Origin of the sequence: Nonomuraea sediminis (assembly GCF_018531495.1) — a bacterium.
Lineage (GTDB): Bacteria > Actinomycetota > Actinomycetes > Streptosporangiales > Streptosporangiaceae > Nonomuraea > Nonomuraea sediminis.
In genome coordinates, this window is sequence record NZ_JAHDTI010000022.1 from 38,711 (window position 1) to 59,358 (window position 20,648).

At 69.2% G+C, this 20,648-nt stretch carries 19 protein-coding genes and 1 pseudogene; 10 read left to right on the forward strand and 10 right to left on the reverse strand.

The window, feature by feature from the left end:
• Positions 1-210: 210 nt before the first annotated feature.
• Positions 211-861 (reverse strand): hypothetical protein, encoded by a 651-nt coding sequence (locus KIK09_RS52995; RefSeq protein ID WP_214327229.1) that lies wholly within the window; start codon positions 859-861, stop codon positions 211-213.
• Positions 862-1,713: 852 nt separating this feature from the next.
• Here KIK09_RS52995 and KIK09_RS53000 point away from each other — a divergent pair.
• The 3 genes from KIK09_RS53000 to KIK09_RS53010 all read left to right on the forward strand — a co-directional run bounded on the left by KIK09_RS53000 (position 1,714) and on the right by KIK09_RS53010 (position 3,590).
• Positions 1,714-2,577, forward strand: coding sequence for a helix-turn-helix domain-containing protein (locus tag KIK09_RS53000; protein WP_214327230.1), 864 nt, complete (start codon positions 1,714-1,716; stop codon positions 2,575-2,577).
• A gap of 52 nt (positions 2,578-2,629) precedes the next feature.
• Positions 2,630-2,854 carry a DUF397 domain-containing protein gene (locus tag KIK09_RS53005; protein ID WP_214327231.1) on the forward strand — a complete coding sequence of 75 codons (225 nt, stop codon included), beginning with the start codon at positions 2,630-2,632 and terminating at the stop codon, positions 2,852-2,854.
• 256 nt (positions 2,855-3,110) lie between these two features.
• Positions 3,111-3,590, forward strand: coding sequence for a hypothetical protein (locus KIK09_RS53010; RefSeq protein ID WP_214327232.1), 480 nt, complete (start codon positions 3,111-3,113; stop codon positions 3,588-3,590).
• Positions 3,591-3,637: 47 nt separating this feature from the next.
• Here KIK09_RS53010 and KIK09_RS53015 read toward each other — a convergent pair whose 3' ends face one another.
• Positions 3,638-5,023, reverse strand: a complete 1,386-nt coding sequence (locus tag KIK09_RS53015; protein ID WP_214327233.1) for an MFS transporter — start codon at positions 5,021-5,023, stop codon at positions 3,638-3,640.
• 109 nt (positions 5,024-5,132) lie between these two features.
• On the opposite strand from KIK09_RS53015, the gene KIK09_RS53020 reads away from it, so the two are divergent.
• The 4 genes from KIK09_RS53020 to KIK09_RS53035 all read left to right on the forward strand — a co-directional run bounded on the left by KIK09_RS53020 (position 5,133) and on the right by KIK09_RS53035 (position 9,612).
• Entirely contained in the window at positions 5,133-5,957 is an 825-nt protein-coding gene (locus KIK09_RS53020; protein WP_308164832.1) for a helix-turn-helix transcriptional regulator, read from the forward strand.
• Between the two features lie 60 nt (positions 5,958-6,017).
• The gene (locus tag KIK09_RS53025; protein WP_214327234.1) at positions 6,018-7,097 is read left to right on the forward strand and encodes a CapA family protein; all 1,080 of its coding nucleotides are present in this window, start codon (positions 6,018-6,020) and stop codon (positions 7,095-7,097) included.
• Between the two features lie 41 nt (positions 7,098-7,138).
• The gene (locus KIK09_RS53030; RefSeq protein ID WP_214327235.1) at positions 7,139-8,845 is read left to right on the forward strand and encodes an SDR family oxidoreductase; all 1,707 of its coding nucleotides are present in this window, start codon (positions 7,139-7,141) and stop codon (positions 8,843-8,845) included.
• 98 nt (positions 8,846-8,943) lie between these two features.
• Complete coding sequence (locus tag KIK09_RS53035; protein WP_372455826.1) at positions 8,944-9,612, forward strand: TetR/AcrR family transcriptional regulator; 669 nt, start codon at positions 8,944-8,946, stop codon at positions 9,610-9,612.
• A gap of 8 nt (positions 9,613-9,620) precedes the next feature.
• On the opposite strand, the gene KIK09_RS53040 is transcribed toward KIK09_RS53035, so the two are convergent.
• The gene (locus KIK09_RS53040; RefSeq protein ID WP_214327237.1) at positions 9,621-9,956 is read right to left on the reverse strand and encodes a hypothetical protein; all 336 of its coding nucleotides are present in this window, start codon (positions 9,954-9,956) and stop codon (positions 9,621-9,623) included.
• Positions 9,957-10,117: 161 nt separating this feature from the next.
• On the opposite strand from KIK09_RS53040, the gene KIK09_RS53045 reads away from it, so the two are divergent.
• Positions 10,118-10,648, forward strand: coding sequence for a tetratricopeptide repeat protein (locus KIK09_RS53045; protein ID WP_214327238.1), 531 nt, complete (start codon positions 10,118-10,120; stop codon positions 10,646-10,648).
• Between the two features lie 106 nt (positions 10,649-10,754).
• Here the strand turns inward: KIK09_RS53045 and KIK09_RS53050 are convergent, their stop codons facing one another.
• From KIK09_RS53050 to KIK09_RS53080, 7 genes and pseudogenes are all read right to left on the reverse strand, one after another.
• A complete protein-coding gene (locus KIK09_RS53050) occupies positions 10,755-11,387 on the reverse strand; it encodes a hypothetical protein (RefSeq protein WP_214327239.1) in 633 nt (210 codons plus the stop codon).
• A 225-nt stretch (positions 11,388-11,612) separates the two neighbouring features.
• Positions 11,613-14,186, reverse strand: coding sequence for an ATP-dependent chaperone ClpB (gene clpB / locus KIK09_RS53055; protein ID WP_214327240.1), 2,574 nt, complete (start codon positions 14,184-14,186; stop codon positions 11,613-11,615).
• A gap of 58 nt (positions 14,187-14,244) precedes the next feature.
• Positions 14,245-14,541: pseudogene (locus KIK09_RS53060) on the reverse strand (heat shock protein transcriptional repressor HspR); the annotation flags it as partial.
• Positions 14,542-14,545: 4 nt separating this feature from the next.
• Positions 14,546-15,721 (reverse strand): molecular chaperone DnaJ, encoded by a 1,176-nt coding sequence (gene dnaJ, locus KIK09_RS53065; protein WP_214327242.1) that lies wholly within the window; start codon positions 15,719-15,721, stop codon positions 14,546-14,548.
• Between the two features lie 15 nt (positions 15,722-15,736).
• On the reverse strand, positions 15,737-16,357 hold the full coding sequence (gene grpE / locus KIK09_RS53070) for a nucleotide exchange factor GrpE (RefSeq protein WP_214327243.1): 621 nt from the start codon (positions 16,355-16,357) through the stop codon (positions 15,737-15,739).
• Positions 16,357-18,222 (reverse strand): molecular chaperone DnaK, encoded by a 1,866-nt coding sequence (gene dnaK / locus KIK09_RS53075; protein ID WP_214327244.1) that lies wholly within the window; start codon positions 18,220-18,222, stop codon positions 16,357-16,359. The genes grpE and dnaK overlap by 1 nt, the downstream gene beginning before the upstream one ends.
• A gap of 135 nt (positions 18,223-18,357) precedes the next feature.
• Positions 18,358-18,798 (reverse strand): hypothetical protein, encoded by a 441-nt coding sequence (locus KIK09_RS53080; RefSeq protein ID WP_250575267.1) that lies wholly within the window; start codon positions 18,796-18,798, stop codon positions 18,358-18,360.
• Positions 18,799-18,847: 49 nt separating this feature from the next.
• On the opposite strand from KIK09_RS53080, the gene KIK09_RS53085 reads away from it, so the two are divergent.
• Together KIK09_RS53085 and proC are read left to right on the forward strand one after the other, a co-directional pair.
• Positions 18,848-19,729 carry a proline dehydrogenase family protein gene (locus tag KIK09_RS53085; RefSeq protein WP_214327245.1) on the forward strand — a complete coding sequence of 294 codons (882 nt, stop codon included), beginning with the start codon at positions 18,848-18,850 and terminating at the stop codon, positions 19,727-19,729.
• A 9-nt stretch (positions 19,730-19,738) separates the two neighbouring features.
• The gene (proC, locus tag KIK09_RS53090; RefSeq protein ID WP_214327246.1) at positions 19,739-20,533 is read left to right on the forward strand and encodes a pyrroline-5-carboxylate reductase; all 795 of its coding nucleotides are present in this window, start codon (positions 19,739-19,741) and stop codon (positions 20,531-20,533) included.
• The last annotated feature ends 115 nt before the right edge of the window (positions 20,534-20,648 follow it).

The window sequence follows — 20,648 nt, forward strand, 5'->3', positions numbered from 1 at the left end:
CCGCGAAGCGCCGGGCGCGGGCCCTCAAGTCGCGACGGCGGGCGGCCGGGGGCGGCGGCTTGCCGTACGGGAGGAAGACGAGGACACGACGGCGGGCGGCGGCGGCTTGCCGTACAAGAAAGGGGAAGCTTGGAAGCCCCGGAGCCCCCGCGTTCTCCGGGGCTTGCTCTGGGGCGGGTCCGCGGTTGTGTGCCGGACGCGCCCCAGGTCTCAGCCGATCTGCTTCAGCAGGACTCTGGTCCGCAGATCGGGCGGCTCCTCGATGTCGGATCTGAGCGACATCCAGGAGCGGCGGCCGTAGAGCCGGTCGAGGCCGGGTGAGGTGGCCCCGGGGGCCTCGTCCCTGCGGACGATCTCGACGATCAGCAGGTGAGCGCGTCTGCGGTGGCGGTAGACGTTGACGCTCCTGGCCCAGCAGGCGGCCGCGATCTCCTCGGCGTAGGCCTCGAACTCCTCGGCGCAGATGCCCGCCCTGGTGAGGATGAGCGCCTTCTCGCCGGTCGTCGTGGGCGTGATCCAGAGCACCAGCGGGATGCGTCCGGCTCTGGTGTGCATCGTCGTCTCCAGGCAGGTGCGTTGCAGGCGGTGCCTGGACACCACGCACCAGAAGTGGGCCACGACCCAGTTACGGCCGATCCTGGTCACCGCGGGGACCGAGACCGCGCTGGTGAGCATGATGAACGGGATCCATCTGCCCTGCTGGGTGGCGGCCAGCGCGGTCATCGTGAACAGTGTCAGGCCGCCGATGAGCACAAGCTCGGTGCGGATCCGCCAGAGCCTGCCCAGCAGCCCGGTACGGCCGGCGCCGGGGAGGTCCTCGTTCGCCGGGTAAATCTGGTTACGCGGGTTTCTCGGCGACATTTCAGGACACCTCCTCGGGGACGCGGGGACCGATTTTGAGCTGGTCAAAGCGGGGATCGCGATAACGGCGAGCCCCGAATCCCGCCTTCGATACGGTCCAGCCGCGCCGGTATGCGAACTCGTCCTCCTCGGCGCAGAGTTCGCGGTCGGCCCATGCGATGAGTTCCCGGATCCGGGACTTGATTCGGCTGAGTCCCTTGGTACCTTGTGAGTACATAGAAGACCCCTTTCGCGGCATTACTCGAGGTGGCTTCTTCTGCCGGACCGATCCCGGGTCACCGGCGTCGCAGGGTGGCAGCCCTTCGTGCGACGACGGAGCGACCGGCTTCGGTCCGGCTTTTTCGTGCTCGGATGAGCGTTCAGTGACGTGCGATGTCCTTCCGGCAAGCGGCCTCCCTGGGGTAGCTCCTCTTATCGGGAACGGCGACGCTGCCGGGGGTGCGGCCCGTAAGGCCGCTCGCGATCGTGATCGGGAGAGCCGGGTTCCGTGTCATCACGGCCTCCTCTCCCTCCAGGCCTCGATCGTCTACCCGGGTCGATGATGCTGCAATAGTCTGAGCAAGAGAAGATTTAGTTTTCTTCGCACCTTGCCCGCCCGTTTGCGATGCATCTACATATGCAACTTGCACGAGAACTGTCGGAGGCGCACGAGACGGGAGGGAATCCGGGAACCAGTGGTTCTCGCCGAAGGCTTGCTTGCCTGTCACGGTCTCTCCGTGGAAGCTTTGAAGCAAGCCCAAGCGGCACTGCTCGTGCAAGTTGCAGTGTAAGATTGAGCGGAACGGCCCACAATCCCGGGCTCGAAACGACCCTTTCCCGCTACACCTTCATTCCCGACGAGGAGAGTGGACGGTGCAATCAGTGCAGGGCAGCCCGACGGTTCGCAGACTCAGGCTGGGCCTGGAGTTGCGTCTCCTCCGCGAGCGCAGGAAGCTGACCGGCGCGTCGGCCGCGCGGTCGTTGGGATGGTCCGCCAGCAAGATCAGCCGGATCGAGTCCGCCAAGACGATGCCGGCCGTCGACGACATCAAGGCGATGGGGAAGCTCTACAAGGTCGACGACGAGAAGCTTGAGGAACTCTTCAGCCTGTTGCGGGATGCGGATCAACGGGGCTGGTGGGAAGATTACGAAGACGCTCTGCCGGAGGAATACACAAGATTCCTCGGGTTGGAGGCGGAGGCCATCCTTCATCGACACTGGGAACCCCAGGTGGTGCCGGGCCTCCTGCAGACCGAGGCATATGCGCGAGAGGTCATCCTGGCCACTCGCGGCATCGTGCGTATCACGCACAGCGGTGTCCGCAGCAGGGTCGAGGCCCGCCTCGACCGGCAGCAGCGAGTCATCAGGCGACCCGACCCTCCGGCCTTTCAGGCCGTGGTGGAGGAGTCAGCTCTGATGCGTCGTTTCGGCGAGCCCTCGGTCATGCGCGAGCAGATGGAACATCTCATCGAGGCATCGCTGTTGCCGCAGGTGAGCGTGCGTGTGTTGCCGCTGGAATCACTCCATCCGGTCAACACCGGCGCGTTTATCCATCTGAGGTTCAAGGATTTCGACGATGTTGTATACCTGGAGCAGTTGTACAACGCTCAATTCGTCGAAGACCTCGCACTGGTGGCTGGATACGAGACAGCCTTCGACCACATCAGATCCGAAGCGCTCGACGAGGACGAGTCACGCGTCCTCATCCAGCGCAAGGCCATGATGTGGCGTCGTTGAAGACGGATACCTGAAAGGGGCAACGGTGCCCCTTCGCCCATTTGGGGAGAAAATGCACATCGACAGCACGGCGGCGGCTTGGCGCAAGAGCCGCTTCTGTAACGGATCGTCGGCCTGTGTCGAGGTCGCCAGCCTCGCGGACGGCAACGTTGCGCTCCGTGACTCCAAGCAGCAGGACGGCCCCGTCCTGGTGTTCACCCCGGAGGAGTGGGCCGCGTTCGTCGCGGGCGCTCGCGACGGCGAGTTCGACCTGGCCGCTCTGGCGGCCGGCGCATAAAGAACGGCCCCGAGGTGTTTGTGGACACCGGTCAGGGCCGCCCTCCAGAAGGCTTGTGACAGCCTCTTTCATCACACTTCGGCTCGCGGTCCAATTCGAGCGTCGAAGGGTTCTCATCCTTGCACCCGGCGCCATGATGATCAAGATGATCCGGCGGGGTGTCTCCATGCGGGCGTGACCGCCCAAGCTAAGAGGTTTCCACGACCCACGCCCTCATGCCATACGAAGAGTGAAATCTTCGCGACAAGGAGTTGGCATGAGTTCCCCGTTCATGTCATTCAACGAACACTGGGTGATGTCCGACAGCAAGGCGTTGAAGAGATGCCTGCTCGGCGTTGACCTTGTGTTCGACCTCAAAAAAGAGCCCCGTTCGTTCGTCGTCGGGATCGACGGGGTGGACGAGATCGCGCACAACAGCCTGCGGGCGGCGTTCAAGGACAGGCGCGCCAGGCAATGGGCGATCAAATGCAAGCGCGACGAATTCCTCCTCGAAGTGAGCGGCGAGTCCCGGCCCAGACAGGTCCGGGTGCGCGCCTACGGATCCGTTCCCCGGGAACTGCTCGAGGCCGTGGTGCAGCAGGTCCAGCAGCACTGCGCCGGGCCGGCGACAGGCTGGGGATCCTGGTTGCGGCGGGCGTGGCGGTGGTTCCACGCGCACGTGTGGGCGGAGGCGGTGGCCGGCATGATCGTCGCGGCGGTCGTGAGCCTCCCCTGGACGTGGCCCTGGGTCAGATGACGGCGCAGCCCGCGGCACCCGAGGGTGGCCGCGGGCGGGCGGTGTTTTCAGGCGCGGCGGCGGATCAGGAAGATTGCGCTGATGCCTGCCAGGACGGCGAGGAGGGCCAGGGCCGACGCGGTGGTCATCGAGGCTGAACCGGTGTGTGCCGAGCTCAGGGAGATGAACAGCGTTCCCACGGTGGCCACGCCGATGACCTGGCCGAGTTGCATCACGGTCAGCAGCGCGCCGCTGGCGTCCGCCGCGTACTCGGACTCGACCTGCTGGGTCGCCATGTTCGTCACCGCGATCTGCACCCCGAGCCCCGCCCCGATGAGCGCGCTCAGGATCGCGTACGGCAGGCCACCCCCCGAGGCGAGCCCCAACCCGAAGTAGGCCGGCGCGGCCACCACGTACCCGTAGGGCACCAGCGAGCGCTGCAGCCGGGCGGGAAGCCGCGGCCACCCCAGCCCGACAAGGGCGAAGGCCAGCGCGCACGGCACCAGCATCATGCCGGAGGCCAGCGGCGTCAGGTGTAGCTCGCCCTGCAGGTGCAGCGCCGAGGTGAACAGGAACGCGCCCCAGGTGGCGGGCCCGAACAGCAGCACCATCAACCCGGGCCGCATGCCGGGCGCCCGCAGCACCCTGGCGTCCACCAGCGGCCGCCCGCCGCGGCTGGTCACCCACCGTTCGATGCGGACGAAGGCTCCGAACACCACCACGCTCAACGCCATCGAAGCCCAGCCCCACGCCGGCCAGTGCAGGTCCCGCCCCAGCACCAGCGGAACGACCAGCAGCAACACCGCGGCGGAAAGGCTGAGGAGTCCCCACGGGTCCAATCCGGCCTTGCCGCCGCCCTGGTCGGCGGGCAGCACGCGGACCCCGGCGATCCACAGCACCACACCGATCGGGACCAGCACCAGGAACACGATCCGCCATCCGGCGCCGAGCCCGAGCAGGATCCCGCCGAGCGCCTGCCCGACCACGATCCCGCCGCTGACCACCGCCGACCACAGGCCGAGCGCCCGCCCGCGGGCGGCGCCGGTGTAGTTGCGCTGGATCAGCGTCATCACCTGGGGCATCATCATCGCGGCCCCGGCGCCCTGCGCGAAGCGGAAGGCGACCAGCGAGCCGGTGTCCGGCGCCAGCCCGGCGCCCAAGGTGGTCAAGTTGAACAGGGCCAGCCCGATCAGGAACGCCCGGCGGTAGCCGAACAGGTCCCCGACCCTGGCTCCGGTGATCAAAAGGACGGCATAGACAATGGTGTAACCGGCCACGATCATCTGCAGCCCGGCGCCTGATGAGCGCAGGTCGGCCTCGATGGTGGGGGTGGCCACGTTGACGATGTTGACATTCAGGATGGCCAGGAACTGCCCGACGAGGATGATCGCGAGAAGCAGTCCGCTGGATTTGGTCCTTTCCGGCTGTGTGACCGGAGCGGCGGTAACGGTCATGTCATAAAGGATGGCCGCATCCTGATACCAGTAACGAGTGCCCCTTTATCCTGGTATCAGCACCACCTGGATACCCTTCTTCCCGTGCCTCCATAGTGAAGGGGTGACCGTGACAGCAGACAAGCGCTCCGACCTGGCGGCGTTCCTGCGCACCCGCCGTGAGCGCATCACCCCCGAGATGGTCGACCTGGCACCGGGGCCGCGCAGGCGCACGCCTGGCCTGCGCCGCGAGGAGGTCGCCCAGCTGGCGGGCGTCGGCGTCACCTGGTACACCTGGCTCGAGCAGGGCCGCCCGATCAACGCCAGCACGCAGGTGCTCGACGCCATCGCGCGCACGCTGCGGCTGGACCACGCCGAGCGCCAGCACCTCTACCGGCTGGCCGGCCAGTCCGAGGTCCGCTCGCCGCGCGACTCCGAGCGCGTGACGGCCGAGGTCCAGCAGATCCTCGACCAGCTCGGCGGCATGCCTGCGGCCATCACCACCAGCCGCTACGACGTGCTGGCCTGGAATCCGGCCTACGCCGCGATGTTCCCCGAGGTGGTGGACGCCGAGGGCGACGAGCGCAACACGATGTGGCAGACCTTCGTCCAGCCCACCTGGCGCGCCACGCTGGTCAACCGCGAGCAGGAGCTGCCGCGGGCGGTGGCCGTCTTCCGCGGCGCTTACAGCAGGTACGCCTCCGACCCGTGCTGGCAGGACTTCGTGCGCAGGCTCTGCTCGGCCAGCTCGGAGTTCGCCCGGCTCTGGGCCAGGCAGGACGTGGCCGATCCGGGGCCCCGGGTGAAGATCTACAAGCACGACGTGGTCGGCGAGCTGCGGTTCGCCACGACCAGCTTCGCCTGGTCGGCCGCGCCGGACACCCGAATGATCGTTTATACCCCCGTCACCGACGAGACCCGGACAGCCCTCCGATGGGTGATGACTCACGCCTAATCGGTCATTTCATGGCATGCTCGACTCCTGAATCGCAGGATCGAGTGGAAGCGGCGCCAGATGAGAGTCCCCCGTCCGCTCCCGGTGCTGGCTGCCGCCGTCGTCGCGCTCACCGGGTGCACCGCGGCCAGCTCGGATACCCCGGAGAAGGAACCCCTGTCCGCGACCTCGCCGGCGCAGAAACCCACCAAGAAGCCCGTGCGGGAAAGCCGGCCGTACACGATCTCCTTCGGCGGTGACGTGCACTTCGAGGGGACGCTGCGCGGGCGGCTGAGCGATCCGGCGACCGCGCTCGGGCCGATCGCGCAGGTGTTACGCAAGTCCGACCTGGCGATGGTCAACCTGGAGACCGCGATCACCGAGGGTGGCACCCCCGCGCCGGGCAAGCAGTTCACCTTCCGCGCCCCCGCCACCGCCTTCGCCGCGCTGAAGGGCGCCGGCGTGGACGTGGCGTCGATGGCCAACAACCACGGCATGGACTACATGCAGGGTGGGCTGGCCGACTCGCTGGCCGCGATCAAGCGGGCGAAGTTCCCCGTCGTGGGCATCGGCAAGGACGAGGACGCCGCCTACAAGCCGTTCACCAGGACCGTCAACGGCAACCGGGTGGCGATCATCGGGGCCACCCAGGTGCTGGACGCGGAGTTCGTCCAGTCGTGGACCGCGGGCCCCGGCAAGCCCGGCCTCGCCTCGGCCAAGAACGAGGCGCGCCTGCTGGAGGCCGTGCAGGACGCCCGCAAGAGTGCCGACACCGTGATCGTCCACCTGCACTGGGGCACCGAGCTGCAGAAATGCCCGAACCAGGCGCAGCTCGCGCTGGCCCCCAAGCTGGTCAAGGCCGGTGCCGACGTCGTGGTCGGCGGCCACGCGCACATCCTGCTCGGCGCGGGCTACCTGAACGACTCCTACGTCAGCTACGGCCTGGGCAACTTCGTCTTCTACAACTCCACTCGCGGCACCACCGGCAGAACGGGCGTGCTTACACTCACCATCAAGGGTCGCAAGGTGCTCAAGGACAGCTGGACGCCGGCCGAGATCCAGGGCGGCCTGCCGATCCCGCTGACCGGATCCGCCGGGACCCAGGCCGTGGCAGCCTGGCGGGGGCTGCGCTCGTGCGCCGGGCTGGCCGCCAAGCCCTGAGGCGACCTATATTTGGACGTACCGTCCAATAGGAGGTCGCGATGCGCTTGATCGAGTCGGGAGACGTACGGCTGGCGCTCTTCGAGGAGGGCGACCCCGGCAAGCCGACCATCCTGCTCGTGCATGGCTATCCCGACACCCACCGCGTCTGGGACGAGGTGGCCGAGATCCTGCGCGACCGCTTCCACGTGGTCCGCTACGACGTGCGCGGCGCGGGCCGCTCGACCGCCCCGCGCGACCACCACGACTACGACTTCGACCACCTGGCCGCCGACCTGGTCGCGGTCCTGGAGGCGATCGGCAAGCCGCGCGTGCACCTGGTCGGCCACGACTGGGGCTCGCTGCAGTGCTGGGAGGCCGTCACCAGGCCGCGCGTGCGCGAGCGGGTGGCCTCCTTCACCAGCTTCGGCGGCCCGGGCCTGGACCAGGCCGCCGCGTTCCTCCGGTACGGCAAGCGGCGCGAGGTCCTGGGCCAGCTGACCCGATCCTGGTACATCGGCGCCTTCCAGACCCCGGTGCTGCCCGAGCTGGCCTGGCGCACGCTGATGCCCAAGGCGCTGGCCAGGACCATGCGCGCCGGCGAGGGCATCGAACCCCGCCCGGGCCACCCCGCCGACACCCTGTCCAGGGACGGGCGCAACGGGCTGTGGCTGTACCGGGCGAACATGATGAACCGGATGCGCGTGCCCGGCGACCCCAACGTGGACGTGCCCGTGCAGCTCATCGAGACCACCGGGGACGTCTTCGTCTCGCCCGCCCTGCTGGCCTCGGTGGGGCAGTGGGTGCGGCGCTTCTGGCACCGCCGGATCCCGGCAGGGCACTGGGCGCAGCGCAGCCACCCCGAGGTGGTCGCCCGGATGATCGCCGAGTTCGCCGGCCACCTGGAGGGCGCCCCCGCCGCCAGGGAACTGCGCAGGGCCCGCGTCGCCGAAGGCCGCAAGGCCTTCGAGGACCGGCTCGTCGTGGTCACCGGCGCGGGCAGTGGGATCGGGCGTGCCACGGCCCGGGCCTTCGCGGCGCACGGCGCCGAGGTGGTCTGCGCCGACCTGGATCCCGCCACGGCCGCCAGGACCGCCGATGAGATCGTCAAGGACTTCGCCGGTACGGCTCACGCGGTCGAGGTGGACGTGTCGTCCGCCGAGCAGATGGAGACTTTTGCAGGAAATATCGCGAAAAATCATGGGGTGCCGGACATTGTCGTGAACAATGCGGGAATCGCGATTGCCGGTGGCTTTCTCGACCACTCGCTCGAAGACTGGCGCAGAACGCTCGACGTGAACCTGTGGGGCGTGATCCACGGCTGCCGATTGTTCGCCGCCCAGATGGTCGCGCGCGGCGAGGGCGGCCACATCGTCAACATCGCCTCGATGGCCGCCTTCACGCCCTCCCGGCCGCTGCCCGCCTACTCCGCCTCCAAGGCGGCGGTGAAGATGCTCAGCGAGTGCCTGCGGGCCGACCTGGCTGGTCAGGGCATCGGGGTCACCGCGATCTGCCCGGGGTTCGTCTCCACCGCGATCGCGCGCAACGCCACCTACCGCGGCGCGCAGGCGCGGGAGGCGGCCGTGCGCGGGCTGGCGTTGCGCGGGTATCCGCCCGAGCGGGTGGCGGCTCACGTGCTGCGTGCCGTACATCGCAATGAGGCCGTCGTGCCGGTCAACCTGGAAGCTCATGTGGGATACGCGTTGTCGCGGCTGTCGCCGGGCGCGATGCGCGCCTTCGCGCGGCTGACTGGTGTGATCCGCCGGTGAGAAATACGGGCATTACTGGATGGACCGATATATCGGCGCGGTGAGAAATCCCGAAATTGGAAGGTAACGATCGCGCACTTGGGGGGAAGATGATGCTCGTGTCCTCCCCGCAGACTGATGACGAATACGACTGCGCGCATCCGAAGCCGCTACGGCGGCAGCCCACGCAGCGCCGCAGCGCGCGCCGCGTCGAGCGGATGCTCGACGCCTGCGCCGAACTGCTCGACGAGATCGGCTACGAGGCGCTGTCCACCACTCGCATCGCGGATCGGGCCGGTGTGGCCATCGGGTCGGTCTACCAGTTCTTCCCCGACAAGCGGGCCATCACCCAGGAGCTCACCAGGCGCAACGTGGAGCACTTCGTCTCGAGGGTGGGCGCCAGGTTCCTGGAGGAGGACTACCGCGGCTGGTGGGAGGCGGTCGACGCGATCATCGACGAGTACGTCGACATGCACCGCTCGGTGCCCGGGTTCCGCAGCCTGCACTTCGGGGACGTGGTCGACCTCAACCTGCTCGACTCCGACTCCGACAACAACACGGTCATCGCCGGGCGGCTGCGCGGCCTGCTGCTGAAGGAGTTCGGGCTGGCCGACAGCCAAGAGCTCGACGTGGCGGTGCTGGTGGCGGTAGAGGCCGGCGACGCGGTGCTCAAGCTGGCCTTCCGCCACGACCCTGACGGCTCGCCCGAGATCATCGAGGCGGCCAAGCAGCTGATCAGGGGCTTCCTGTCGCGCCAGCTGCGCTCCTGGTCGCCCAGGGGCACCTAGCCGGGCCGTCAGTCGGCCGTGCTGTTCTGCAGCCAGGACGGCGGCGGCGCGACGGGCAGGCGCGCGTGCTTGCGATGCTGCTTGCTCTCGGGGCTCTGCGCGAACAGCGGCTGAGGCACCTGGCCGGGGACCGACGACTGCTCGCACGGCGCGGGGAACGACACCGGCCGCGCGTGCCGGCTCTCGCGCGCCAGCCGCGCGTTGAGCCGCATCTCGGTGGCGTGCAGGCTCTGCTCGGCCGACTCGATGGCCTCCAGCCGGGCCGAGAGATAGCCCGCCACCCCGGGGACCACGGCCGACAGCGCCACGACGCAGGCCAGCGAGAAGGTCATGTGCCTGCCCATCACATCCCCCTCCGTCGCCGTCGCGCGAGGCCTATATGCCCGTCGCCCTGCGAAGACACGCTGAACGTGAGGAGCCTTGTGCGAAACGTTGCCAAACCTGTGCGGGATCGGCGATGTGCATTGGCCGGGCAAAGCGCTATCGGGCTCGGTAGTCTCGCGGTGTGGCGCATGTTACCCGTGAGCACCTTGATCGCCTGCTCGAGCAGGCACTTCTGGCAGATGACCACAGTTCGCTGGCTCGGCGGCTGGACGAGGTCGCCTCCGGCTACTCGTCGGGTGACGTCTCCAGGGCATCCATCCTGGTGCTGGCCGCCGAGGAGTGGAGGGCGGCCGGGCAGCCCGCGCGCGCCCTTGACTGCTTCCAGCGTGCCGTGGAGGACGGCGGCGAGGCCGGCATCGACCCGCGCGCCGGCATCGCCGACACGCTGTTCGAGCTCGAACGCCCCGACGAGGCGCGGCAGGTCATCGAGACCGTCCGCGCCGAGGGCGACATCAAGACCGCGACCGCGCACACGATCGCCGAGACGCTCGTCGCCTACGGCGATCTGCAGGCCGGCCACGAGTGGGCGACCCAGGCCGCCCTGGCCTGCGAAGAGGACGATCCCGAGCACCTGGCTCTGCTGCGCACCCGCTACCGCATCCGGGTCGATCTCGGCTTGCCGGAGGACGAGCTCGACGCGCTGGTCTCGTGACCGCAGGCTGCTCGGGACGCCGAAAGGGCCGCGACCTGCCGGTCGCGGCCCTTTCCACGGGAAGATCCGCGGACGGGTGGCGCGTCACGCCCGCGGATGCGATGGCTCAGCCCAGGCTGCCCAGGTGCAGGCTCCCGAGCAGCTTGCCGACGACGCCGCCGGGCTTGTCCTGAGGCACGGGCACCGCCGACTTGACGCCGTCGAGCACCTTGGGCGCCTGTAGCGTCTGGTCGACCCGGTTCTTGACCCCGCCGACCGGCTGGGGCAGCGAGATGGGCGCCTTGCCGCCGATCACGCCGGAGGCGTCGGGCAGCTCGTCCATCGCGAGCCTGCCGGGCAGCTCGGGAGCCCCGACCGGCATGTCAGGAGCGCCGGGCACGGCGAGTCTGGCTGGCATCGCGGGCAGCCCCGGCACGTCGGGGGCCGCGGGCAGGCTCGACACGTCGGGAAGCCCCGCCCGGCCGGGCTTGGTCATGGGCAGCGCGGGCATCCCCGTGGCGGCCGCCACGCCGCCCAGGTCGGCCAGGCTCAGCACCGCGGTGGCCTGGTTGAGCCCCTGTAGGTGCAGCCGCCTGGCCACCTCGTCGGTGGTCGCGGCGAGGCCGCCCGGCCTGGTGGCCAGCCTGCGGCCATAGGTGGTGTCGGCGCGGACGCTGGTGAGCTCCCCGCAGACGGGGGCGACGTTCGCCGGAAGGATCTTGCTCCGGCACACGTCGGCGGACGCGGGAGCCGTCGCCATCCAGCTCACCCCCGCGGTCAGAGCAGCCAGCGCAAGGATGCTCCGGACATTCCGAGATGACACTTCACGTCCCCCTGATCGTTTTCAGTGATCCGACGAACGCTGAAGCTAGTCAGGTGCCCAGGGCGCGACATGCCGCTTGCCCGAACGGAGAGGCTTCCTTTGCCCGGGCGCACGCGTGCCCCGGCGGTACCAAGACCGGCCGGGGCACGGGGGATGGGAACCTCAGGCGGCGCGCTCGATCGTGAGCTCGTCGTCGCCGAGATCCACCTTGACCTCGTCGCCGTCCACGACCTGGCCCGCCAGGACCGCCTTGGCCAGCTTGTCGCCGATGGCCGACTGGACCAGGCGGCGCAGCGGCCGCGCGCCGTACATCGGGTCGTAGCCCGTCATGGCCAGCCAGTCGCGGGCGGCCGGCGTGACCTGGAGCGTCAGCCTCCTGTCGGCCAGCCGGTCGGCCAGGCGCCGCACCTGCAGGTCGACGATCCGCTCCAGCTCCTCGGTGCCGAGCGCGTCGAAGAGGATCACGTCGTCGAGCCGGTTGAGGAACTCCGGCTTGAACGAGGTGCGCACCGCGCCCATCACGGCCTCGCGCTTGGCGCCGTTCTCCAGCTTGGGATCGACCAGGAACTGCGAGCCGATGTTGGAGGTCAGGATCAGGATCGTGTTGCGGAAGTCCACGGTCCGCCCCTGGCCGTCCGTCAGCCGCCCGTCGTCCAGCACCTGCAGGAGGATGTCGAAGACCTCGGGATGCGCCTTCTCCACCTCGTCAAGCAGCACCACGGTGTACGGCCGGCGGCGCACCGCCTCGGTCAGCTGGCCGCCCTCCTCGTAGCCCACGTAGCCGGGCGGGGCGCCGACCAGCCTGGCGACGCTGTGCTTCTCGGAGTACTCGCTCATGTCGATGCGGGTCATCGCCCGCTCGTCGTCGAACAGGAACTCCGCCAGCGCCTTGGCCAGCTCGGTCTTGCCCACACCGGTGGGGCCGAGGAACAGGAAGGACCCGGTCGGCCTGTCGGGGTCGGCGATGCCGGCGCGGCTGCGCCGTACGGCGTCGGAGACGGCCTGGACGGCCTGGGACTGGCCGATGAGGCGCCGGCCCAGCTCCTCCTCCATGCGCAGCAGCTTGGCCGTCTCGGCCTCGAGCAGGCGCCCGGCGGGGATACCCGTCCACGAGGAGATGACCTCGGCGATGTCGTCGGCGCCGACCTCCTCCTTGACCATGGCGTTGGCCGGCTGCTCGGCCGCCGACGCCTCGCGCAGCGCCTGCTCAAGCCTGGGCACCTCGGCGTACATGACCCGGGAGGCCTTTTCGAAGTCGCCGTCGCGCTGGGCGCGCTCGGCCTCGCCGCGGGCCTCGTCGAGCTGCTTCTTCAGCTCACCGACCTTGTTCAGCCCGGCCTTCTCCTGCTCCCAGCGGCCGACCAGGGCGTTGAGCTCCTCCTGGCGGTCGGCCAGCTCCTTGCGCAGGCGCTCCAGGCGCTGCACGGAGGCGTCGTCGGTCTCCTTGGAGAGCGCCAGCTCCTCCATCTTCATCCGGTCGACGTTGCGCTGGAGCTGGTCGATCTCGACGGGACGCGAGTCGATCTCCATGCGCAGCCGCGAGGCGGCCTCGTCGACCAGGTCGATGGCCTTGTCGGGCAGGAAACGGCTGGTGATGTAGCGGTCGGACAGCGCGGCGGCCGCCACCAGCGCGCTGTCGGCGATCTGCACCTGGTGGTGGGCCTCGTAGCGGCCCTTCAGCCCGCGCAGGATCGCGATGGTGTCCTCGACCGTGGGCTCGCCCACGAGGACCTGCTGGAAGCGCCGCTCCAGTGCGGGGTCCTTCTCGATGCGCTCGCGGTACTCGTCCAGCGTGGTCGCGCCGATCATGCGCAGCTCGCCGCGGGCCAGCATCGGCTTGAGCATGTTGCCCGCGTCCATCGCGCCCTCGGCGGCCCCCGCGCCGACGACCGTGTGCAGCTCGTCGATGAAGGTGACGATCTGCCCGTTGCTCTCCTTGATCTCGGACAGCACGGCCTTGAGCCGCTCCTCGAACTCGCCGCGGTACTTGGCGCCGGCGACCATCGCGCCCAGGTCGAGCGAGATCAGCCGCTTGTTGCGCAGCGACTCGGGCACGTCGCCCGCCACGATCCGCTGGGCCAGGCCCTCGACGACGGCCGTCTTGCCGACGCCGGGCTCGCCGATGAGCACCGGGTTGTTCTTGGTCCTGCGCGACAGCACCTGGACGACCCGGCGGATCTCGGAGTCGCGGCCGATGACCGGGTCGAGCTTGCCCGCGCGGGCCTGCTCGGTCAGGTCGACGCCGTACTTCTCCAGCGCCTGGTAGGTGTCCTCGGGCGTCTCGCTGGTGACGCGGGCGTGGCCGCGCACCCTCTCGAACGCGTCGAGCAGCGCCTGCGGCGTGGCCCCCTGCGCCCTGAGCAGCTCGGCCGCCTGACCGCCGTCAGTGGCCAGGCCGACCAGCAGGTGCTCGGTGGAGACGTAGTCGTCCTCGAGCCGCTTGGCCCGCTGCGCCGCCGTGTTGATCACGGTCAGCAGCTGGCGCGAGCTGGACGGCGCGCTCACGGTGGCGCCCTGCGCCTTCGGCAGCGCCGCGAGCAGCTCCTCGGTCTGCGCGCGCAGCGTCTTCCAGTCGGCCCCGACCGCCTCCAGCAGAGGTACGGCGGTGCCGCCCGTCTGGGCGAGCAGCGTGGTCAGCAGGTGAGCGGGGGCGATCTCCGGATGTCCCTCGGCGGCGGCGCGCCGCATGGCCCCGGAGAGCGCTTCCTGGCTCTTCTGGGTGAGCTTGTATTCCATATGTTCAGGCCCCCGGTGGAAGCTCGTAACGAATGAGCGCCTTCACCATCCGCATCTCGGCCCTGAGCCGGTGGACCTCCTCACGCAGCCTCAGGGCTTCGTTCTCGAGTTCGAGGATCCGCTTGATGCCCGCGAGGTTGATGCCTTCCTCCTGGGACAGGCGCTGGACCTCGCGGAGCATGATGATGTCGCGCGTGGAGTACAGACGCCCCCGCCCCGCGGTCCGGCCGGGGGAGACCAGGCCGAGGCGGTCGTACTGCCGCAGCGTCTGCGGGTGCAGGCCCGACAGCTGCGCGGCCACCGAGATCACGTAGACGGGGGTCTCGTCTGAGAGGTCGAAATAGTTGGCGTCCATCGGCTTACTCGCTTCTGGCTCGCTGGATGAGTTCCGCCCGCGGGTCCTCGCCCGCGGCCGCGGTGTTGAACTCCGACAGGAGCTCGCGTGACTTGTCGTCCAGCGTCTTGGGCACGACGACCTCGACACTGGCCAGCAGGTCACCCTTGGTGCCGTCCTTGCGGGCGACACCTCTGCCGCGGATACGGAACGTGCGCCCGTTGGGCGTGCCCGCCGGGATCCGCAGCGTCACCGGCATGCTCTTGAGCGTCGGGACCTTGATCTCGGCCCCGAGCGCGGCCTCGGTGAACGTGACCGGCACGGTGATGGTCAGGTTGTCGCCCGACCTGCCGAACACGGCGTGCGGCTTGACGTGCGTCTGGATGTACAGATCGCCCGCAGGGCCACCGTTCTCTCCCGGCGCGCCCTTGGCCTTCAGCTTGACGCGCTGGCCGTCGGCCACGCCGGCCGGGATCCGCGCCTGGATGGTACGGGTGCTCTTGGCCCGGCCGCTGCCCTCGCACACGGGGCAGGGGTCGTCCACGAGCAGCCCGCGGCCCTTGCAGTCGCGGCACGGCTCGGAGAAGGCGAAGTTGCCCAGGTTACGGCTGGCCGCCCCGGTGCCCTCGCAGGTGGGACAGACCCTGGGGGTCGTGCCCGCCTTGGCTCCGGTGCCGCTGCACGCGGTGCAGGCGGCCGAGCTGGTCAGCCTGAGCGACACAGTGGAGCCCTCGACCGCCTCGGTGAACGACAGCGTGACCTCGGACTCGATGTCCTGCCCGCGGCGCGGCCTGGTGGTCGCGCCGGTGGTGCGGGTACCACCGCGGTTGAACAGGCCGCCGAACAGGTCGCCGAGGCGCTCTCCCGCGCCCCCGCTGGTCTGCTGGCCCGCCGTACCGCCGAACAGGTCGCCGAAGTCGAACGGGAACCCGCCACCGCCGGGCCGCTGGCCGCCGACGCCCGTGCCGAACAGGGTGCGCGCCTCGTCGTACTCCTTGCGGCGCTTGCTGTCGGACAGGATGTCGTAGGCCTCGGAGACCTCCTTGAACTTGGTCTCCTTGGCGGTGTCACCCGGGTTCGTGTCCGGGTGATACTGCCTGGCCAGCTTCCGGTACGCCTTCTTGATCTCTTCGGCGGTGGCGGTCTTGGGCACACCAAGGACGGCGTAGTAGTCCTTCTCCAGGTAGTCCTTGGTGCTCATCTACGGCCCTTCGTCCTAGTTCTCGTCGTCATCCGCAGACGCGGGGGATGCGCTGCTGTCGGGTTCCTCGGCCGGCTCGGAGGGCTCGGTGGGCTCGGCGACCGCGACCCGCGCCGGGCGCAGGACCCGCTCGCCGATCCGGTAGCCGGGCTGCAGCACCTCGATCGCGGTGGGCTCGGTCACGTCGGGCGAGTAACTGTGCATCAGCGCCTCGTGGACGGTCGGGTCGAACGGGTCGCCCTTCTGTCCGAACGAGGTGAGCCCGAGCTTGGTGACGACCGCTTCCAGTGACTCTGCCACCTTCGCGAAGCCGCCGGTCAGCTCTCCGTGATCGCGCGCCCTGCCGATGTCGTCGAGCACGGGCAGGAGCTCGGCCAGCGTGCCGGCCACCGCCTGCTCGCGCATCGAGACCCGGTCACGCTCGACCCGCCTGCGGTAGTTGGTGTATTCGGCCTGGAGCCGCTGCAGGTCCGCGGTCCGCTCGGCGAGCAGGTCGCCGTCGACCGGTGCCTCCTCAGCCTTGGGGGCAGGGGCCTCCTGGGTGGCGGAGGCCCCACGCGCCTGCCCCGTTTCCGGGTCGATCTTGCGCTTGTCGCGGATCACCGGCTCCTCGTGCCCGTTATCACGCGGCGGCATCACTGGTCCTTCTTCGGCTGGTCTTCGTCGACGATCTCGGCCTCGACGACGTCCTCGTCGGCCTTGGCCTGCTCATCCTGCGGACCGGGCTGGCCCTGAGCGGCCTGCTCCTGCCCCTGGCTCTGGGCGTAGATCGCCGAACCCATCTTCTGGCTGACGGTGGCGAGCTTCTCGGCGCTGGTGCGGATGGCGTCGGTGTCGGTGCCCTCCAGCGCGTTCTTCAGCTCGGCCAGCGAGTCGTTGACCTCGGTCTTGATGTCGGCCGGGATCTTCTCGTCGTTCTCGCGGAGGAACTTCTCCGTCTGGTAGGCCAGGCCGTCCGCGTTGTTGCGGGTCTCGGCCTCCTCGCGGCGCTGCTTGTCCTCCTCGGCGTACGACTCGGCCTCGCGCATCATCCGCTCGATGTCGTCCTTCGGCAGCGCGGAGCCGCCGGTGATCGTCATCGTCTGCTCCTTGCCCGTGCCCAGGTCCTTGGCGGAGACGTTGACGATGCCGTTGGCGTCGATGTCGAAGGTGACCTCGATCTGCGGGATGCCGCGCGGCGCCGGGGCGATGCCGGTCAGCTCGAAGGTGGCCAGCTTCTTGTTGTACGAGGCGATCTCGCGCTCGCCCTGGTAGACCTGGATCTGCACCGACGGCTGGTTGTCCTCGGCCGTCGTGAAGACCTCCGACCGCTTGGTCGGGATGGTCGTGTTGCGCTCGATGATCTTGGTGAAGATGCCGCCCTTGGTCTCGATGCCCAGCGACAGCGGGGTCACGTCGAGCAGCAGGACGTCCTTGACCTCACCCTTGAGCACACCGGCCTGCAGCGCGGCGCCGATGGCCACGACCTCGTCCGGGTTGACGCCCTTGTTGGGCTCCTTGCCGCCGGTCAGCTCCTTGACCAGCTCGGTGACGGCGGGCATACGGGTCGAGCCGCCGACGAGCACCACGTGGGCGATGTCGGAGACCTTGATGCCGGCGTCCTTGATGACCTGGTGGAACGGGCCCTTGGTCCGCTCGAGCAGGTCGGCGGTCAGCCGCTGGAACTCGGCCCTGGTGAGCTTCTCGTCCAGGTGCAGCGGGCCCTCGGAGGACGCCGTGATGTAGGGCAGGTTGATGTTGGTCTCGGCCTGGCTGGACAGCTCGATCTTGGCCTTCTCCGCCGCCTCACGCAGACGCTGCAGGGCCATCTTGTCCTTGGCCAGGTCGACGCCGTGCGCGTTCTGGAAGCGCTTGACGAGCTCGTCGACGACGCGCTGGTCCCAGTCGTCGCCGCCGAGGTGGTTGTCACCGGAGGTGGCCTTGACCTCGACGAAGCCGTGGCCGTCCTCCTGGCCGACGTCGAGCAGGGACACGTCGAACGTGCCGCCGCCGAGGTCGAAGACCAGGATGGTCTGGTCCTTCTCCTTGTCGAGCCCGTAGGCCAGCGCGGCCGCCGTGGGCTCGTTGATGATGCGCAGGACGTTGAGGCCCGCGACCTGGCCGGCCTCCTTGGTGGCCTGGCGCTGGGCGTCGTTGAAGTAGGCGGGAACGGTGACCACCGCGTCGGTGATCTTCTCGCCCAGGTAGGCCTCGGCGTCCTGCTTCAGCTTCTGCAGAACGAAGGCGCTGATCTGCTGGGGGGAGAACTTCTTGCCGTCGATCTCCTGGGACCAGTTGGTGCCCATCTCCCGCTTGACCGAGCGGATCGTCCTGTCGACGTTGGTGACGGCCTGCCGCTTGGCGACCTCACCGACCAGGACTTCGCCGTTCTTCGCGAAGGCGACCACGGACGGCGTGGTCCGCGAGCCCTGCGCGTTGGCGATGACGGTGGGCTCACCGCCCTCGAGGATCGAGACGACGGAGTTGGTCGTCCCAAGGTCGATACCTACCGCACGTGCCATGAGTACGTCCTTGTAGTCAAAGTTGAGTCGGTTGGACTCAACCTACGAATGCCAGGTGGATCTGTCAAACGAGTTGAGCCTACTCGACTCAACCCGCCTGAGCGCCTCGACATTCCCGGCTACACGGACCTATTTCTACTTGGCTCCGTCCACGAGCTTGCGGTGGCCGAGCGGGGACTTGAGCTTCACGATCGTGGTCTTCTGAATGGCGATCATGATGCAGGAGACGTCCTTGGACTTGGCGCCCTCGTAGATCGTGAGCGTCACGCGCCTGGCGGTCTCCGTGACCTTGACGTGGTCGAGCACGGTGCACGGAGCCACCCCTGACCACCACGTCAGCTTGACGTCACGACCCTTCGCCACCGCCTTCTGCCACTGGACCTTGTGCGGGTTGATCGTGTGCCCGACCGGCTTGACCGGCTCCGGGGCCTTGGTGGGGGAGGTCGTCACCGGGCTCACGGCAGCGGGGGTCTGCGGGGACTGGGCCGTGCTCGTGGTGGCGGCGGGCGCGCCCGCGCAGCCGGCCGCCACCATACATCCGGCCATGAGGGCCACCGTCGCTGTGATAGTCCGCATATCGATAGGACGAACGAGATGGTCGCCAGGTTCAAGTTAGGGTTGTCGTGTGCTGCGTCAGGCCTTGCTGGCCATCTCAAGGAGCAAGCGCGCGGAGCGCCTCATCTCCACCTCACCGCTGACCCGCGACGTGGTCAGGCGCTACGTGGCCGACGACATCGGCGCCGTGGTCCGCGAGCTCACCCTGCACCGGCTGCTGGTCACCGCCGACCACCTGGGCGAGGAGGTGCGCGACAGGGCGCAGGCCGAACGCGGGGTCAGGGCCTACCTGGACCTGCTCGACCACCTGCCCGCCGGGGCCGACGTCTCGGTCAAGCTCACCGCGCTCGGGTTGCGGATGTCGGAGCAGCTCGCGCTGGACAACGCGGCCACGATCTGCGAGGCGGTCGCCGAGCGCGGGATCACGCTGACGCTCGACGCCGAGGAGCACGACACGATCGCGAGCCTGCACTCGGTCCACGCCACGCTGCGCAAGGAACACCCCGACGTGGGCATCGTCGTCCAGGCCTACCTGCGCGACACCGAGGAGCGCTGCCGCCGGCTCGAGGGGGCACGGGTCCGCCTGTGCAAGGGTGCCTACACCGCGCCCGGGGCCTACACCTCGGTCAGCGACATCGACCGCTCCTACGCCCGCTGCCTGCGCGTGCTGATGTCCGGCACCGCCTACCCGATGGTCGCCACGCACGACCCGCGCCTGATCGAGATCGCCTCGGCGCTGGCCGTCCTGCACGGCCGCGATCCGTCCGCCTTCGAGTTCCAGATGCTGTACGGCGTGCGGCCCGCCGAGCAGGAGCGCCTGGCCGGGCTCGGCAACCAGGTCAGGGTCTACGTCCCCTTCGGTGACGACTGGTATCCGTACCTGATGCGCCGCCTGGCCGAGCGGCCCCGCAACCTCGCCTTCTTCGCGAGGTCGCTGTTGTCGCGGCGGTAGGCTGCCTGCATGATTGCGATCCTCGGCACGGGCAAGATGGGCGAGGCCCTGCTGTCCGGGCTGCTCAGGGCGGGGTTCAAGCCGGGCGACATCCTGGCCACGACCCGCCGTCCCGAGCGGGCGCAGGCGCTCAAAGAGTCGTACGGCGTGCGCACCGTGTCCAACCCGGAGGCCGCCAAGTCCGCCGACACGCTGATCCTGGCGGTCAAGCCGCAGGACATGGCGACCCTGCTGGCGGAGATCGCGCCCTACGTGCCCGCCGACCGGCTCGTCATCACCGCGGCCGCCGGGATCACCACCGCCTTCGTCGAGCAGCGCCTCGGCGTCGAGGTGCCCGTGGTGCGCGTCATGTCCAACACGCCGATCCGCTTCGACGAGGCGATGAGCGTGATCTCGGCCGGGGCGCACGCGGGCGAGGAGCACCTGCGGCTCACCGAGGACCTGCTCAAGCCCGTCGGCAAGGTCCTGCGCATCCCCGAGTCGCAGCAGGACGCCGCCACCGCCCTGTCCGGCAGCGGTCCCGCGTACTTCTTCTACCTGGTCGAGGCCATGGTCGACGCGGGCATCCTGCTCGGCATGCCCCGCTCGGCGGCCCTCGACATGGTCACCCAGTCCATCGTCGGCGCCGCCGTGATGCTCCGCGACTCCGGCGAACACCCCGTCATCCTCAGGGAGGCGGTCACCTCGCCCGGCGGCACCACGATCGCGGCGATCGCCGAACTCGAACGCCACAGCGTCCGCGCCGCCTTCCTGGCCGCCATCGAAGCCGCCCGAGACCGCGGCCGCGAACTCGCCTCCGGCTGACCCAACCCCCAACCCACGCGCACCGCTGCGGGACCCCGGGCAGGTCGCTCTTGGCGCCGGGTCGGTGGGACGGTGTACGGCGGAAGGCGGCCTTAAGCAGCAGCCTGCGGGACAC

Bases quoted from the DNA above. Each gene is read 5' to 3' on its own strand.
- KIK09_RS52995 (WP_214327229.1), bottom strand. From the start codon at position 861: ATGTCGCCGAGAAACCCGCGTAACCAGATTTACCCGGCGAACGAGGAC.
- KIK09_RS53005 (WP_214327231.1), top strand. From the start codon at position 2,630: ATGCACATCGACAGCACGGCGGCGGCTTGGCGCAAGAGCCGCTTCTGT.
- KIK09_RS53010 (WP_214327232.1), top strand. From the start codon at position 3,111: ATGAGTTCCCCGTTCATGTCATTCAACGAACACTGGGTGATGTCCGAC.
- KIK09_RS53015 (WP_214327233.1), bottom strand. From the start codon at position 5,023: ATGACCGTTACCGCCGCTCCGGTCACACAGCCGGAAAGGACCAAATCC.
- KIK09_RS53025 (WP_214327234.1), top strand. From the start codon at position 6,018: ATGAGAGTCCCCCGTCCGCTCCCGGTGCTGGCTGCCGCCGTCGTCGCG.
- KIK09_RS53030 (WP_214327235.1), top strand. From the start codon at position 7,139: ATGCGCTTGATCGAGTCGGGAGACGTACGGCTGGCGCTCTTCGAGGAG.
- KIK09_RS53040 (WP_214327237.1), bottom strand. From the start codon at position 9,956: ATGGGCAGGCACATGACCTTCTCGCTGGCCTGCGTCGTGGCGCTGTCG.
- KIK09_RS53050 (WP_214327239.1), bottom strand. From the start codon at position 11,387: ATGGCGACGGCTCCCGCGTCCGCCGACGTGTGCCGGAGCAAGATCCTT.
- clpB (WP_214327240.1), bottom strand. From the start codon at position 14,186: ATGGAATACAAGCTCACCCAGAAGAGCCAGGAAGCGCTCTCCGGGGCC.
- dnaJ (WP_214327242.1), bottom strand. From the start codon at position 15,721: ATGAGCACCAAGGACTACCTGGAGAAGGACTACTACGCCGTCCTTGGT.
- grpE (WP_214327243.1), bottom strand. From the start codon at position 16,357: ATGCCGCCGCGTGATAACGGGCACGAGGAGCCGGTGATCCGCGACAAG.
- dnaK (WP_214327244.1), bottom strand. From the start codon at position 18,222: ATGGCACGTGCGGTAGGTATCGACCTTGGGACGACCAACTCCGTCGTC.
- KIK09_RS53080 (WP_250575267.1), bottom strand. From the start codon at position 18,798: ATGCGGACTATCACAGCGACGGTGGCCCTCATGGCCGGATGTATGGTG.
- proC (WP_214327246.1), top strand. From the start codon at position 19,739: ATGATTGCGATCCTCGGCACGGGCAAGATGGGCGAGGCCCTGCTGTCC.